General features: G+C 56.0%; 14 protein-coding genes. 12 read left to right on the top strand and 2 right to left on the bottom strand.

Annotated elements, in window-relative coordinates; translation table 11 throughout:
* Nucleotides 1-430: 430 nt before the first annotated feature.
* The 5 genes from ACTHO6_RS10290 to ACTHO6_RS10270 all read left to right on the top strand — a co-directional run bounded on the left by ACTHO6_RS10290 (nt 431) and on the right by ACTHO6_RS10270 (nt 6,116).
* On the top strand, nt 431-889 hold the full coding sequence (locus ACTHO6_RS10290) for a hypothetical protein (RefSeq protein ID WP_440241448.1): 459 nt from the start codon (nt 431-433) through the stop codon (nt 887-889).
* Nucleotides 886-2,088 (top strand): DUF2800 domain-containing protein, encoded by a 1,203-nt coding sequence (locus ACTHO6_RS10285; protein WP_440241447.1) that lies wholly within the window; start codon nt 886-888, stop codon nt 2,086-2,088. The genes ACTHO6_RS10290 and ACTHO6_RS10285 overlap by 4 nt, the downstream gene beginning before the upstream one ends.
* A 166-nt stretch (nt 2,089-2,254) precedes the next feature.
* Nucleotides 2,255-2,851, top strand: coding sequence for a DUF2815 family protein (locus ACTHO6_RS10280; RefSeq protein ID WP_007781843.1), 597 nt, complete (start codon nt 2,255-2,257; stop codon nt 2,849-2,851).
* A 62-nt stretch (nt 2,852-2,913) separates the two neighbouring features.
* Complete coding sequence (locus ACTHO6_RS10275) at nt 2,914-3,231, top strand: nucleoside triphosphate pyrophosphohydrolase family protein (protein ID WP_440241445.1); 318 nt, start codon at nt 2,914-2,916, stop codon at nt 3,229-3,231.
* Nucleotides 3,228-6,116: a DNA polymerase gene (locus ACTHO6_RS10270; protein ID WP_440241444.1), complete on the top strand. Its 2,889-nt coding sequence runs from the start codon at nt 3,228-3,230 to the stop codon at nt 6,114-6,116. Before ACTHO6_RS10275 ends, ACTHO6_RS10270 begins: the two co-directional genes overlap by 4 nt.
* A gap of 20 nt (nt 6,117-6,136) precedes the next feature.
* Here ACTHO6_RS10270 and ACTHO6_RS10265 read toward each other — a convergent pair whose 3' ends face one another.
* On the bottom strand, nt 6,137-6,838 hold the full coding sequence (locus ACTHO6_RS10265; RefSeq protein WP_440241443.1) for a S1 family peptidase: 702 nt from the start codon (nt 6,836-6,838) through the stop codon (nt 6,137-6,139).
* A 74-nt stretch (nt 6,839-6,912) separates the two neighbouring features.
* On the opposite strand from ACTHO6_RS10265, the gene ACTHO6_RS10260 reads away from it, so the two are divergent.
* Genes ACTHO6_RS10260 through ACTHO6_RS10250 form a run of 3 tightly spaced genes read left to right on the top strand, consistent with a single transcriptional unit; the run spans nt 6,913 to nt 9,599 of the window.
* Nucleotides 6,913-8,286 (top strand): helicase, encoded by a 1,374-nt coding sequence (locus tag ACTHO6_RS10260; RefSeq protein WP_440241442.1) that lies wholly within the window; start codon nt 6,913-6,915, stop codon nt 8,284-8,286.
* Nucleotides 8,276-9,256 carry a DNA-methyltransferase gene (locus ACTHO6_RS10255; RefSeq protein ID WP_440241441.1) on the top strand — a complete coding sequence of 327 codons (981 nt, stop codon included), beginning with the start codon at nt 8,276-8,278 and terminating at the stop codon, nt 9,254-9,256. The genes ACTHO6_RS10260 and ACTHO6_RS10255 overlap by 11 nt, the downstream gene beginning before the upstream one ends.
* A gap of 16 nt (nt 9,257-9,272) precedes the next feature.
* Nucleotides 9,273-9,599, top strand: coding sequence for a hypothetical protein (locus ACTHO6_RS10250; protein WP_440241440.1), 327 nt, complete (start codon nt 9,273-9,275; stop codon nt 9,597-9,599).
* Between the two features lie 81 nt (nt 9,600-9,680).
* Here the strand turns inward: ACTHO6_RS10250 and ACTHO6_RS10245 are convergent, their stop codons facing one another.
* Nucleotides 9,681-10,016 (bottom strand): HIT family protein, encoded by a 336-nt coding sequence (locus ACTHO6_RS10245; protein WP_440241439.1) that lies wholly within the window; start codon nt 10,014-10,016, stop codon nt 9,681-9,683.
* 108 nt (nt 10,017-10,124) lie between these two features.
* Here ACTHO6_RS10245 and ACTHO6_RS10240 point away from each other — a divergent pair, with 108 nt between their 5' ends.
* From ACTHO6_RS10240 to ACTHO6_RS10225, 4 genes are all read left to right on the top strand, one after another.
* Nucleotides 10,125-10,295, top strand: a complete 171-nt coding sequence (locus ACTHO6_RS10240; RefSeq protein ID WP_440241438.1) for a DUF6877 family protein — start codon at nt 10,125-10,127, stop codon at nt 10,293-10,295.
* 40 nt (nt 10,296-10,335) lie between these two features.
* Nucleotides 10,336-12,717, top strand: a complete 2,382-nt coding sequence (locus ACTHO6_RS10235) for a VapE domain-containing protein (protein ID WP_440241437.1) — start codon at nt 10,336-10,338, stop codon at nt 12,715-12,717.
* A gap of 269 nt (nt 12,718-12,986) precedes the next feature.
* A complete protein-coding gene (locus ACTHO6_RS10230) occupies nt 12,987-13,268 on the top strand; it encodes a VRR-NUC domain-containing protein (protein ID WP_440241435.1) in 282 nt (93 codons plus the stop codon).
* Nucleotides 13,265-14,641, top strand: a complete 1,377-nt coding sequence (locus ACTHO6_RS10225) for an SNF2-related protein (RefSeq protein ID WP_440241434.1) — start codon at nt 13,265-13,267, stop codon at nt 14,639-14,641. Before ACTHO6_RS10230 ends, ACTHO6_RS10225 begins: the two co-directional genes overlap by 4 nt.
* Nucleotides 14,642-14,645 lie beyond the last annotated feature (4 nt).

Genomic DNA, 14,645 nt, shown 5'->3' with positions numbered 1-14,645 from the left:
CCGGCACTGACGACCGCTCACGCGGATCGGGAAACTGATGACAGGTCTACATATGCGAGGTCAAAGCGTGGCGCAGCCGATGGAGCTGCAACGGCTGGCAGAGAGGTTGGGCTGCTGGCGGCCTCGTGACTACATAGGGGGGAGGAGGTGAGGTTCGATGGAAGCAAAGAAACGGGAAGACCTTATCGGTCGGTCAGACCGGAAGCATTACCAGGAATTTCACGGTAATTGACGCCAAGGAAAGTCGATTTGGAGTCGACATTCGTGTCAGGGATGATCGGGGCGAAGAATACTGGACCAGCCTGGAGGACGTTTCCTTGGATGAGTAAAAGAAAAAGACCCAGCGCGGCAACGCTGAGTCCAGAACAAAACAAATCCTAATTGCCCCCATTGTACATTCCTGGAGGCACAAAAACAAGGAGGAATAACCATGTCCGTACAGATCAGTATCAACGGCGAAAACGCCGCAGAAGCAGTAAGAGAGCTTTCCAGCCTGGCTGCCCATTTCACTCTCGTGCCGGTAACTACTCCAGCCATCGCCGCAGCTCCTGCAGAGGCGCAACAGGAGGAAAGACCGAAGCGCCAGCGCTCCGCGCGGCAAAGCGAGCCTGTTGCGGATAAGCCTACAGCTGCTCCGGTACAAGAGCCGGAAGTTGGAGAGGTAGGGGGAGACCCGGCTGACGATGCCAGCGAGGGCACCGGGGATGATTCCGGAGGCGACCCCATCCCGACTATTGTGGAGTTGAGAGCCCGCGCCCAGGAGATCGGCAAGACGGCCGAAGGGAAAAAAGCCATCAAGGCGCTTCTGGACAAGTTCGGCAGCAAATCGCTATCTGACTTGCCGGAAGAGAAGCGCGCAGAATTCATGGACGAGCTGGCGATGGTATGAGCCAAGCACACGCAGAACGGGCACACGCCCTGTTAAGCGCGTCGGGGGCAAGCCGTTGGATCAATTGCCCCCCGAGCGCTCGGCTTACTGAACACATTCCGGATACACGGAGTGAGTACGCCGATGAGGGCACAGCAGCGCACGAGCTGTCAGAGATCAAGCTGCGCCGTAGCCTTTACCCCTGCAACTCACAAGAGCGGAAACGGCTGGCGGACGCCTTGGAGCAGTTCAAGGCCACGAACCCCTATTACGGCCCTGAAATGGAGAATGCCGTTCAGGACTACGTGGACCTCGTCAACGAGCGATTCATGGAGGCCAAGGCCCGGTCCAGTGACGCGGTGGTGCTGCTGGAGGGGCAGCTCGACTTTTCCGAATGGGTGCCGGACGGCTACGGCACCGGGGACGTCGTCTTCATTTCTGACGGCGTGCTGGAGATCATCGACCTGAAATACGGCAAAGGCGTACCTGTCAGTGCTATAGGCAACGCGCAGATGCGGTTGTATGCTCTCGGCGCTTGGTCTGGTTACAGCTATCTGTATGACATCCAGGAGATCCGCATGACGATCGTCCAGCCTCGGCTGGATAACATCAGCACAGATGTCATTTCGGCAGATGGTCTACTGGAGTGGGCAGACACAGTGGTCAAGCCTGCTGCCGTCCTGGCAGACGCCGGAGAGGGCGAGTTCAAAGCGGGCGATCACTGCCGCTGGTGCAAGGTCAAGGCTACTTGCCGGGCGCGCGCCGATGCGAATATGGCGGCGTTGGAATACGAGTTTCGGGACCCTGCCTTGCTTACACTGGCGGAGATCGGCTCGATCTTATTCGTCGCAGAGCAGCTCAAGGCTTGGGCAAAGGACGTCGAGGAGTACGCTTTTGAACAGGCGAAGGCCGGGCACAAAATCCCGCAGTGGAAGCTGGTCGAGGGCCGGAGCAATAGAAAGATTGCTGACGAGGAAGAAGCCGTAAGGCGCCTCGGGAGCGCAGGGGTTACTGAATTTTTAAAAACGAAACTTTTGCCGCTTGGTGACCTTGAAAAGCAGGTCGGTAAAAAGAAGCTGGCAAAAATGCTTGACGGCCTGATCGTCAAGCCTCCAGGTAAGCCAGTCCTGGTCCCTGAATCGGACAAGCGACCCGAGCTAAACAGCCTAAACAGCATCGATGACGAATTCGCAAACGAGGAATTTTCAGATGCTGTGTAAGGACTGCAGGCATTTGATAACCAGGTCGGTTGGTTATGTGTCTACTCGTTCATTTTGCGGCCTGGTCGGGGATAAAGGCAAAGAAGAGGGTATCGGTGTAGAGCCGTGGCGGGACAAGCCACACCCACGGTGCCCGTTGAAAAATCAGTCAAAGGAGAATGTTCTCATGGCAATCGACAATCAAACAACGAAAGTAATTACAGGCAAGGTGCGGCTCTCTTACGTACATATCTTCGAGCCGCAGCAAGACGATAACGGCAATGACAAGTATAGCACGGCAATTCTGATCCCGAAGTCTGACAAGGAAACACTCCGCAAAATCAAAGCGGCAGTTGACGCGGCCGTGGAGCTTGGCAAGAGCAAATGGGGCGGCCGCATCCCGGCGAACCTCAAGAAGCCGCTGCGCGACGGTGACGAGGAGCGCCCAGACGACGAGGCGTATGTCGGCCACTACTTCCTGAATGCCACCAGTAAGAACAAGCCAGGGATTGCCAAGCCGATTGGCAAGGGGCCGGACGGCAAAACCAAGTTCCAGGAGATCACCGACAGTACCGAGGTGTACAGCGGCTGCTACGCCAAGGTCAGCTTGAACTTCTACCCGTTCGACGCCAAGGGGAATCGCGGCGTCGCGGCGGGATTGAACAACGTTGTAAAAGTGCAAGACGGCGACTTCCTGGGCGGCCGGAGCAGCGTCAACGACGACTTTGCGAACGAAGATTTCGATGTTTACGACGACGGCGAGGACGATGACTTTTTGAGCTAATCAGCATGGGGAATTCGCAAGGGTTCCCCTTTCTTATCCAAAGAATCGGGAGGGTTCAGGCGATGGATATGAACACGTACCAAAAACTAGCTGGAAGAACGGCAAACACAAAGGGAGAAGCTTTGACGAATTTCGCCCTGGGTGTTGCGGGAGAAGCCGGAGAGGTGGCCGACATGATTAAGAAAGTCGTATTCCACGGCCACGGGCTTGACAGAGAAGCATTAACGAAGGAGTTGGGGGATGTACTCTGGTACGTTTCGCAGCTGGCTGCGTGGGCAGACATCGATCTGGCAACAGTGGCAATGAAAAACATCGACAAGCTAAAAAGGCGATACCCTGTGGGATTTAGCGAGAAGGCAAGCCAGGAGAGGACAGTATGACTGTTCTCCAGATCGACCTTGAGACATACAGCAGCGTCGATTTGAAAAAGTGTGGCGTTTATCGATACGTCGAAGCGCCTGACTTCGAGATTTTGCTTTTCGGCTACGCATACGACGATGATCCGGTGACCGTGGTCGACCTGACCGCATTTGAGGATTTGCCGGAAAGAGTGTTGCGGGACCTGACTGACCCTACTGTCATGAAAACAGCCTTCAATGCCAATTTTGAACGGACGGCAATCGCCCGGCACTTTGGCATCGAGTGCGATCCGCTCCAGTGGCGCTGCACGGCAGTGCATACCCTCGCCCTCGGCCTCCCCGGCTACCTGGAAGGCGTAGCAGAAGTGCTCAAGCTGCCGGTGAAGAAGGACGGGAGAGGTAAGGCACTGATTAAATACTTCAGTGAGCCGTGCAAGCCCACGAAAGCAAACGGCGGCCGGACTCGCAACTACCCGCACCATGATCCGGAGAAATGGCAGCAGTACATCGAATACAACCGACAGGACGTTGTTGTGGAGCGGGAGGTCCGCCGGAAATTGGCGCGCTTCCCAGTGCCCGCCCATGAATGGAAGTTGTGGGCGCTGGATCAGCGGATCAATGACCGCGGCGTCCGTCTGGACCCTGAACTGGTTCGCCAGGCTATCGCCTGCGACGAGCAATACGAAGCGCGATTGATAGAGGAAGCAAAGGAACTCACTGGCCTTGACAACCCAAACAGCCTGACGCAGTTGAAAGAATGGCTGGCTGACCGAGGCTTGGAAACGCCAGACGGGTTGTCCAAGGAATTCATGCCCGCGTTGCTCGACGCTGCCCCGGATGACGAGACTCGCCGTGTGTTGGAGCTGCGGCAGGAGATGAGTAAGACCAGCGTCGACAAGTACAACGCTATGCAGCGGTCCATCTGCGCAGACGACCGGGCACGCGGGCTCCTGCAGTTCTGCGGGGCAAACCGGACGTGGCGCTGGGCCGGGCGGCTCATCCAAGTGCAAAACCTGCCGCAAAACAAGATTGAAGATCTGGCGCTTGCCCGCGAGACGCTGCGGAGTGGAGACTTCGACTTGCTGGAAATGCTGTTCGGCGCACCGCCTTTCGTGCTCTCCCAGCTCATTCGGACGGCGTTCATCCCGTCGCCCGGTTGTCGGTTCATCGTTTCCGACTTTTCCGCGATCGAGGCCCGCGTGATCGCCTGGCTGGCCGACGAGCATTGGGTGCTCGACGTATTCCGTGGTCACGGCAAAATTTATGAGGCCACGGCAGCTCAGATGTTCAAAGTGCCGTTGGAGACGATCGTGAAGGGGCATTCCAATTACGAGCTGCGGGCAAAAGGGAAGGTAGCTACGTTGGCCTGCATCGCCGAAGGGCAGATGGTCCTGACTCATGTCGGTCTGGTGCCGATTGAGAAGGTCACAATTGGCCATCTACTTTGGGATGGCGAGGAGTGGGTCCCACATGATGGCGTTATCGATCGCGGAGAGAAGGAGGTTTTCGACTATGACGGGCTTACAGCGACCGCCGATCATATCGTCTGGATTGAAGGGGAATCGCGGCCAGTACGATTTGACTACGCTGCCGCCAGCGGAGCACGTCTCCTTCAGTCCGGAGATGGTCGGGACCCTATTCGGGTGGGTAGTGATCATCAGTTCAGAGAAGCGCTGGAAGCGTGGGTGGAAGGACCCAATGGTGCTGACGCGGTGCATTTGCTGCGGGACGGAGCAATGGACTCACTACTACAACTTGAGGCAAGGGAAGTCACAGGGGTGCCAGGAGTGTTCACAGCCTCGGAGGATTCCGATTTGGCTGGATCGTCGGCTGACCGCAGCAAAGCAACGTTGCGAGAATCCGAACGATCAGCAGTACCACAATTACGGCGCCCGGGGGATACGGTTCAACTTCCCGTCGGTATTGGAAGCGGGCCTGTGGGTGATCGACAATCTTGGCCTTCCGGGGCGTCATATGGAGATCGATCGCGTGAACAACGACGGCCATTACGAGCCGGGGAATCTCCGCTGGGCGACACGGAAGGTGCAATGCGGGAATCGGAGAATCACGGTACTGGCCGAATGGAATCCAGACGAGTGGCCTTATGCGCGGACGGTAGTGGTGCGGAAGCTCGCAGCGGGAATGACACGAGAGCAAATCATCGAGGAAGCGAGGTCGGCGGTGTACGAACGACGGAAGAACTGGCGGGGAATCGCCGAAAAGCTCGCGTCTATGACATATTGAACGCCGGTCCGCGTAATCGATTTACCGTATCCGGCAGGCTGGTCCACAACTGTGGCTATCAAGGCGGACCGAACGCGCTGATCGCCATGGGGGCGCTCAAGAGTGGTATTCCAGAAGATGAGCTACCCGCGTTGGTCAAACAGTGGCGCGAAGCCAACCCGAATATCGTCAAGCTGTGGTACGCCGCCGAGGATGCCGCCGTCACCGCCGTCCGAGAGAAAACGACGGTCAAGCTGGCACACGGCGTGCAATACCGATACGCCCCCGGCGTCCTATTCGCGGACCTGCCGAGTGGCCGGAGCCTGGCCTATGTCAATCCGCGAATCAAGCCCGACCCGAAATTCGGCAAAGACGGACTCGTGTTTGACGGAATGGATCAGGTCAAGAAAAAGTGGATGAGCCACCGTACATACGGCGGCCGACTGGTGGAGAATCTGGTGCAGGCGATCGCGCGGGACTGCCTGGCGGAAAGCCTGACGAGACTGGACGAAGAGGGTTACAAAATCGCAATGCACGTCCACGATGAGGTTGTGCTGGATGTGCCAATCGGGGCCGGGTCTTTAGAGCATGTGACGGCTGTGATGGGGCGCCAGATTGATTGGGCGCCGGGGTTGCCGCTTTCAGCGGCGGCGTTTGAGTGCGACTTTTATCAGAAGGATTAAATAGGACGCTACTTCGGGAATTAAGGGATTATTAGTTGACGGACAGGTTGATACAACGAGCCGATGTAGTCGGTAGGAATTGCATAACCAATTCCAAGATTCAAGTTCTTCTTCATCTCACTAATGAGTGTCTGAATTGTTTGGATATGGTCAATCCCGAAAATGTTCACTGAGCCTGCCGGTTGTACATTTTGTATCCGCGTTAAAAACGCGGATAGGTTTCCGTGTTTTGCGTTCACGATACCTACCAATTCTCCGTTCTGATTAAAAAGTGGGCCGCCGGAATTCCCGTGGTTTACCGATGAGTCAATTCTGATGTGGTCATAGCCATTTGATGGCTCAAAGCCAGCTATATTAGCCGACAAAGCGGTAATTTTATCGATGTTGGAAGGAAAGCCCACTACAAAACATTCGTGACCAATTTTTACTGATGATGAGCTCTTGATTGGGACTCCTGCTCCTAATGGTCTTGGGAATTGCAGAACCGCAATGTCCCTCACTGTATCGTTAAAAACCACTTGTCCAATTTGGGCCGACGTCTGTCCGGAGAAGCGGGCACCATTTGAAAGTGTAGGTATTACGCAATGAGAGCAGGTCAGAGCAAAATCACCGTTTCCGATCAAAACTCCAGTACCTGAAGAAACAATGCGGTTACCCGGGGCGAAGACCAACAGGTTGAAAACGGAATCCTTAATTCGGTCAAAGGCAACAGAAAAATCCATAATTTTTCCCCTTTAGTCATTTTTAGAGAAATTGTACCACAATACCATTTTTTTATACAGAAAGGGTGCCGTTATTGAAATCTTACGTATCCTTCATCGAAAGCAAACGCGCAGAAATGCAGCCTGCAGGCTTCACCGTAGAGCGTGACTCACTGCATGCCAGTCTATTCGACTTCCAGCGGGATCTCGTCCGCTGGGCCCTGCAAAGGGGCCGGGCGGCGATCTTCGCGGGAACCGGTCTCGGTAAGACGCGTATGCAGACGGAATGGGCCATGAACATACACCAACAGACAGGTGGTGATGTGCTGATGCTGGCACCGCTCGCGGTAGCATCCCAGACGATTCGAGAGGCGGCAGACCTAGGATATGAGATCACAATGTGCCGTAGCCAGGACGACGTCCGGCCGGGGCTGAACATCGCCAACTACGAGATGTTACACAAGTTCGAGCCGGTACTGTTCGACGGCGTGGTGCTGGACGAGTCGTCGATCCTCAAATCGTTCACCGGCAAGCTCCGCACTGAGCTGATCGAATCGTTTGCCTTTACGCCGTACCGGCTCGCCTGCACAGCGACGCCAGCGCCGAACGACTACATGGAGATCGGCAACCACGCGGAGTTCCTGGGCGTCATGAACCGGACCGAGATGCTGTCGATGTTCTTTGTCCACGACGGCGGAGAGACACAGAAGTGGCGGCTGAAGGGCCACGCAGAGGACGCGTTCTGGCGGTGGGTGGCCAGCTGGGGCGTGGTGCTGGAAAAGCCATCTGACCTTGGCTACCCGGACGACGGGTACATCCTCCCGCCGCTTATGATTACGGACCATGTCATCGGGGTGGAAGGGGAGCCTGCCAAAACGCTTTCCCAGCGGCAGCGAGCCCGGCGGGAGACAGTTGCCGAGCGAGTAGCGGCCTGCGCCGAGATCGTCAATGCGACGGACAAGCCGTTTCTCGTCTGGTGCGATCTAAATATTGAATCGGAAATGCTCACCGCGGCCATCCCGGGTGCCGTCGAAGTGAAAGGATCGGACAAGCCGGTCCACAAAGAGCAGGCAATGCTCGACTTCGCCGCGGGGAAAATCCGCGTGCTGGTCACTAAGCCGTCGATCGCTGGTTTCGGAATGAATTGGCAACATTGCGCTGACATGGCGTTCGTGGGGCTGTCTGATAGCTTTGAACAGGTCTTTCAAGCAATCCGCAGGTGCTACCGCTTCGGCCAGACCAGCACGGTCAACGTGCATATGATTACGTCCAGCCGAGAGGGGGCCACGGCGGAGAACATCAAACGCAAGGAATCTGACTTCCGGAAGATGGTTTCTGAAATGGTCCAATACACGAAAGACATCACGTCAGAGACAGTCCGGCAGGCAGACCGTGACGTCGCCGAATATACGCCAGAACGGCCAATTACCATCCCTGCCTGGTTAAGGAGTGAGAAGTTTGCAAGTTAAAGCAATCGATCAGGTCATCGAACCGGAATTTGCAATCTACAACGGCGACTGCGTGGAAATCACACGCGGTCTGCCGGACGACAGCATTCACTACTCGATTTTCTCGCCGCCGTTCGCTTCTTTGTACACGTACAGCAACAGCTACCGGGATATGGGGAATTGTCGTAGCGACGATGAGTTTTTCGAGCACTTTCGCTTTCTGATCCGGGAGCTGTATCGCGTAACGATCCCGGGACGTCTGATCAGCTTTCACTGCATGAATCTGCCGACCAGTAAAGCTCACCACGGCTACATCGGCATCCGGGACTTCCGCGGTGAGCTGATCCGCGCGTTTGAGGCAGAAGGGTGGATCTTCCATTCAGAAGTCTGCATCTGGAAGGACCCGGTCGTCGCCCAGCAGCGGACGAAGGCGCTCGGCCTGCTGCACAAGCAAGTCGTCAAGGATAGCGCCATGAGCCGGCAGGGGATCCCGGACTATCTCGTCACGATGCGTAAGCCAGGCATCAACCCAGAGCCGATCAGCGGCGAATTCGAGGAATTTATCGGGGAGGGGCTGGATGTTAGCCGAGAGGCTTACGACAGGCACGCAGCAGAGGTTCGGGCATCCGGCAGGGAGCCGTGGCCGTTTGAGATGTGGCGCAGCGTGTTCGTCTGGCAGAAATACGCCAGCCCGGTCTGGATGGACATCAACCCGAACAACACTCTCCAGTATCGGTCCGCGCGAGACGAGAAGGATGAAAAACACATCTGCCCACTGCAGCTCGACGTGATCGCCCGCGGTGTGGAGCTCTGGAGCAACCCGGGAGATATCGTGTTCTCGCCGTTTGCTGGTATTGGTAGCGAGGGATACCAAGCGATCAAGATGGGAAGGCGGTTTGTTGGGGTGGAACTCAAGGAGAGCTACTTTACTGTGGCTGTGAACAATCTTCGAATGGCAGTGAATGAGGCCTTCGACGAGATGTTAGGGTGAGGTGAGACGAGACGAGATGGGGCGAAAATTGGAAAATGAATCGATCATCGGAGCAGAAGGTCTTTTGAACCGTAGCCACCTGAAAGGCAGCCCACCTAGCGAGGTGGTGACCTATTTCCTAAGCGAGGAGGAGCGGCTGCAACTGATTGAGAAGTATGGGCCGATCCTCGGGAAGCGGCATCGAAAGATGGCCAGCTCCCCGTCCGTTGAGCCGCAGATCACGAAAGAGCAGTATCTGGCTTATCGGGATCAAGGGATGGGTGACAAGGAGATATTGGACCTCCAGCTCCCGGGACTACACCGGGCCAGGCTGCTTAGGCTGAACACCAGTTCAAGCGTGTGACGAACACAAGAATGTGCCGGGCTTCTTCGAAAGTAAGTAACACAACACACGATGTGGTAAATGGGAGAAGTTTTATAGTAATTACCCTTTTGTTAGAGGCTCACCAAAGAAAACATGAAAATGTAAGTGTTTTGAATCTTGATAATTACCTAAGTTAGTCAATACTCGACAAGCCCCATAATCACTAACTACTTGAGTTGAAACTTGTTTTATGACATCCATTAGCTCTAAAAATAAAGTGTTATCAGCTTGGTCCAAGGTTAAGAGCGATAAAATATGTTTTTTGGGGATTACGACTATATGTACGGGATAAAACGGGCGAGTATGGTGATAGGCTAGAACGTTCTCAGTTTCAAATACTTTGTTTACGATAGTCCGCCCACTTAATACTTCGTCACAATAGAAGTCTTCAGACATTGTCATCCTCCAATTAGTGTGAATTTACCTAAATTTTCAAGTGTCGCAGCAATGATGTCAATAAATTTCTTAACACAACGGTAATTTTGGAAAGGGGAGGGGATGGGGATGGGGATGTCACCGATGGATCAATTACTCGCGATCGCGGCCCGGTTACCTCGCGAAGTTTTGGACGACATCTATCGTCGCATTGGGGATTGGCTTGCAAGTGGCGGAAGTGACGATGATCCGTATATTGAGCAACAATTGCGCTTTGCGAAACAATTCTTGGAAGCTTGAATAGAGATTGTCAATTGCTATTTGAAAGGGTGAACCTCCCATGCACGACATCGAACTTGATATCTCCTTCGGCAAGCATCGTGCAGACACGAACTGGAAGCCGGAATACCTGACGTGGGTAGAGTTCGTTGACCGGCTACGGAAGGTACGCCGAACAGCTGAAACGATGGCCCAGTACGACAAGATGGACGTAAACGGAAAAGGCAAGGCGAAGGATGGCCCGGCGTTCGTCGGCGGGCTCATCCGGGGCGGACGCCGGAAGAAGGAGAACGTTGACACGCGCAGCCTAATTACGCTGGATGCTGACTTCGCGGATGACGACTTCCTTTTCGCCGTGGAGCTGGTGTTGGGTGGACGAGCCTATGTCGTCTACTCGACCCACAGCCATCGATCGCATAAGCCAAAATATCGCCTGATTGCTCCGGTGGATCGCACCATGAGTCCAGATGAGTACGCGGCCATCAGCCGGAAGATTGCCGAGCAGATCGGCATGCACTATTTCGATAAGACGACCTTTCAGGCCCATCGCTTGATGTATTTCCCCAGCTGCTCGAAAGATGCGGTGCCTGTATTTGAGGAGTTTGAAGGGGAGCCGATCAGCGCGGATGACGTCTTGGCCGAGTACGAGGACTGGCAGGATGTTATGAGCTGGCCCCGCCATCCGGAGGAGAAAAAGGCACGCCGGGTATCCGCCTCGAAGGCGCAGGACCCACGAGAGAAACAGGGCGTCATTGGCCTATTCTGCCGGGCGTTTACGATCGAGGAGGGGATCGAGACGTTCCTGTCGGACATCTACGTCCCCGGCTCCATGCCGAACCGGTACACCTACGTCCATGGTTCATCCGCGAACGGGCTGGAGGTCTATCCGGATCAGGAGCTGGTGTACTCGCACCAAGACAGCGATCCGATCGCAGACGGACGGACATACAATCTGTTTGACCTGGTCCGCGTACATAAATTTGGCCATCTGGATGACAAGGTGAAAGATTACACGCCTGACGCCAAAAAGCCAAGTCATCTTGCCATGGAGCGGTGGGCGGCGGACAGGCCGGAGGTAAAAAAGCTCGCACTGGCGGAGCGCCAAGCTGGCTTCGCCGAGATGGCAGCAGCGTTTGACGACGATTCGGCGGCGGAGGAGGACGAGCCCGCCGCCGATCCTGTCGACGAGGACTGGCAGACCAAACTGGAGCAGCACCACAAGACCGGCATGCCGCTGCCGACAGCGGGGAACGTGGAGTTGATCCTGACGCATGACGTTTGGCGCGGCGTGCTGGCCTACGACGCTTTTGGAAATTCGGAGGTCATTCGGAAGCCGCTGCCGTGGCGGGGACTCGAGCGGCCAGGCCGGGACTATGAGCCGTGGCTCGGGGCGGACGACAAGCGCCTGCAGCACTGGTTTTCCAAGGTGTACGGCATCAGCTCGGCTAAGCTGATCCAGAACGCTTTTACGGAAGTGGTCCACAAGAACACGTTCCATCCGATCAAGGCGTATCTGGAGAGCGCTACGTGGGACGGAGTGCCTCGCGCGGAGCGGATCTTCTCCGTCTACCTGGGGGCGCCGGACACGTACTACGTCCGGCAGGTGACGCGGAAGATGCTGCTGGCGGCGGTCACCCGGCTGTATCGGCCTGGTTGCAAGTTCGACCAGATGCTTGTCCTGGTTGGCCCTCAGGGGGCCGGCAAGAGCAGCCTGCTGGCGAAGCTGGGCCGGGAGTGGTTCAGCGACAGTTTGCGGACGTTTGAGAATAAAGAGGCCGGGGAGCACCTGCAGAGCGGATGGATTTTCGAGATCGGTGAGCTGTCGGCCATGAAGAAGAGCGAGGTCGAAGAGGTCAAGGCGTTTTTATCGAAGACGGAAGATAGATACCGGGTGGCCTATGACCGGCAGGTATCGGAATTCCCGCGTAAGTGCGTATTTTTCGGGACGACGAACACGCGTGACTTTTTGAGGGACGCGACAGGGAATCGCCGCTTCTGGCCTGTAGAAGTTGATCCGGATCGGGCGGAGCTGAGCCACTGGACACACTTGACCGAGGATGTGGTGAGCCAAATCTGGGCGGAGGTTTTGTGCTGGTTCAAGGCGGGGGAAACCTTGGAGCTGGACCAGGAAGCCCGCGAGGAAGCGGAGCGCCAGCAGGCGGCACACATGGAGAGCGACCCACGGGAAGGACTTATCCAGGAATGGCTGGAAACGCCGATCGAGGACGAGTGGGCGGACGGCCCTTCGGACCAACTGCGGCAGCGCGTGTGCGCGGCCCAGATATGGGTGGAATGCCTCGGTAAGAAAAGGGGTGACATGCGGCCATGGGACGGTAAGGATATTCTGGACATCATGCGACGTATTCCAGGCTGGGTTGAGCGAAAAGGAAAAGCGAAAGTTCCCGGCTACGGAGTCCAAAGAGTCTTTGAGCGATTGCCGTAGCTGGTTGCCAAGGGGTTGCCCCGGTTGCCGTAGGCGGTTTCCATCGTTGCCGGGTGGTTGCCGTAACAGTCCAGGAGAAGGCAACCACCGGACACTTACAGCATCAAGGCTTTTGGCAGATGGTTGCCAAGGTTGCCGTATATTCTTTAAAAGTATTGGGGGTATTAAATAACCCATATAGCGACGATGGGCATATAGGGTTAAACGCCCATTTCGCCTATACGCGTGCGTAGAGGTCAAAATGGCAACAACCAGAAAGGAGTATCAAAATGCGAGAATCAACCCTGGAACGACGCTTGGTCCGGGAGGTCAAAGCTATGGGCGGCTTGGCCCTGAAATGGACAAGCCCGGGGAATCGCGGCGTGCCTGACCGACTTGTCATCCTACCCAATGGCCAGACGGTCTACGTCGAGATGAAGGCCCCGGGGAAACCGCTACAGCCTCTACAAGAGAAGTGGGCGCGAACGCTACGCGGAATGGGGCACCGAGTATACAAACTCGATTCAGACGAGGATATCGACCGCTTTATCCAAGAGGTGAGCCGCGCGTGAAATATAAGCCACACCAGTACCAAGAATATGCCACACAGCGAATCTTGGACACGCCGTATATAGCCCTGCTGCTTGAGATGGGCTTGGGTAAAACAGTGAGCACCCTGACCGCGATTGACCTGCTGCTGAACGATTATTTCGATGCTGGCCACGTGCTGGTGATCGCGCCGTTGCGAGTAGCAGACGACACATGGGCCCGCGAGATCGAGAAATGGGACCACCTGCGGCATCTACGTATCAGCAAAGTGCTGGGAAGCGTAGCGGAGCGACGGCGGGCGCTGAAAGCCGAGGCGGACATTTACGTGATTAACCGCGAGAACGTCGAATGGCTTGTCAGCGAGTACGGCAGCAAGTGGCCGTTTGACACAGTCGTGATCGATGAGCTGTCCAGCTTCAAAAACCACCAGTCCAAACGGTTCCGGGCACTCCGCCGTGTCCGCCCGATGATGAAACGAGTCATTGGCCTGACAGGCACGCCTGCACCCAACAGCTTGATGGACTTGTGGGCGCCGATCTACCTGCTGGATCAAGGCGAGCGTTTGGGCAAGACGATCACTGGTTTCCGTGATCGGTACTTTACGCCAGGCGAACGTAGCGGCCATGTTGTGTACAAATGGCGCCAGAAAAAGGAGTCAGAGGCGCGGATTTACGAGGCGATCAGCGACATCGCCGTCAGCATGAAGGCCGAGGATTGGCTGGAGCTGCCGGAGCGGATTGACCGGGTGATCCCGGTTAAACTCTCGCGCCAGGCAAGGGAGCTGTACAACAAACTGGAGCGAGAGCTTCTGCTTCCATTCGCTGACGCGGATGTTGTGGCAAACACTGCAGCTGTCTTGAGCAACAAGCTACTGCAAATGGCGTCTGGCGCGGTGTATGACGAGGAACGCGGCGTGAAGGAGATCCACGAGGCCAAGCTGGACGCACTGGAGGACATCATCGAGGCGGCGAACGGCAAGCCCGTCATGGTGTTCTACAACTTCAAGCACAGCCTGGAGCGGCTCCAGCGGCGTTTCCCGCAAGCCCGCGTCTTGCGAAAGGGCAAGGACGGCAATGAGGACATCCGAGCGTGGAACAACGACGAAATCCCCCTGCTGCTGCTTCACCCGAAGTCAGCCGGGCATGGATTGAACCTCCAGGAGTCGAGCTGCCAGACGGTTGTCTGGTACGACCAGATTTGGAGCTTGGAGGAGGACCAACAGGCGAACGCCCGCGTCCACCGACAAGGACAGACGCGCCGGATTGTGGTCATGCGGCTGGTAGCAGAGGGGACGATGGACGAGGAAGCGGTCATGGCACTGGAGCGGAAAGCGGCAGGGCAAGAAGCGCTGATGCAAGCAGTGAAAGCACGAATTGACCGGATCAAGGGAGAGTGAGCGG

It is taken from the genome of Brevibacillus sp. SAFN-007a (assembly GCF_051967035.1).
Lineage (GTDB): Bacteria > Bacillota > Bacilli > Brevibacillales > Brevibacillaceae > Brevibacillus.
Note: the sequence above shows the minus strand (reverse complement) of the source record. Positions and strands in the feature narration are given on the sequence as shown.

What these genes read in the sequence shown, in the direction of transcription:
- ACTHO6_RS10245 (WP_440241439.1), bottom strand. Translation starts at nt 10,016, where the DNA reads ATGTCTGAAGACTTCTATTGTGACGAAGTATTAAGTGGGCGGACTATC.
- ACTHO6_RS10285 (WP_440241447.1), top strand. Translation starts at nt 886, where the DNA reads ATGAGCCAAGCACACGCAGAACGGGCACACGCCCTGTTAAGCGCGTCG.
- ACTHO6_RS10280 (WP_007781843.1), top strand. Translation starts at nt 2,255, where the DNA reads ATGGCAATCGACAATCAAACAACGAAAGTAATTACAGGCAAGGTGCGG.
- ACTHO6_RS10270 (WP_440241444.1), top strand. Translation starts at nt 3,228, where the DNA reads ATGACTGTTCTCCAGATCGACCTTGAGACATACAGCAGCGTCGATTTG.
- ACTHO6_RS10265 (WP_440241443.1), bottom strand. Translation starts at nt 6,838, where the DNA reads ATGGATTTTTCTGTTGCCTTTGACCGAATTAAGGATTCCGTTTTCAAC.
- ACTHO6_RS10240 (WP_440241438.1), top strand. Translation starts at nt 10,125, where the DNA reads ATGGGGATGTCACCGATGGATCAATTACTCGCGATCGCGGCCCGGTTA.
- ACTHO6_RS10275 (WP_440241445.1), top strand. Translation starts at nt 2,914, where the DNA reads ATGGATATGAACACGTACCAAAAACTAGCTGGAAGAACGGCAAACACA.
- ACTHO6_RS10250 (WP_440241440.1), top strand. Translation starts at nt 9,273, where the DNA reads ATGGGGCGAAAATTGGAAAATGAATCGATCATCGGAGCAGAAGGTCTT.
- ACTHO6_RS10290 (WP_440241448.1), top strand. Translation starts at nt 431, where the DNA reads ATGTCCGTACAGATCAGTATCAACGGCGAAAACGCCGCAGAAGCAGTA.
- ACTHO6_RS10230 (WP_440241435.1), top strand. Translation starts at nt 12,987, where the DNA reads ATGCGAGAATCAACCCTGGAACGACGCTTGGTCCGGGAGGTCAAAGCT.
- ACTHO6_RS10235 (WP_440241437.1), top strand. Translation starts at nt 10,336, where the DNA reads ATGCACGACATCGAACTTGATATCTCCTTCGGCAAGCATCGTGCAGAC.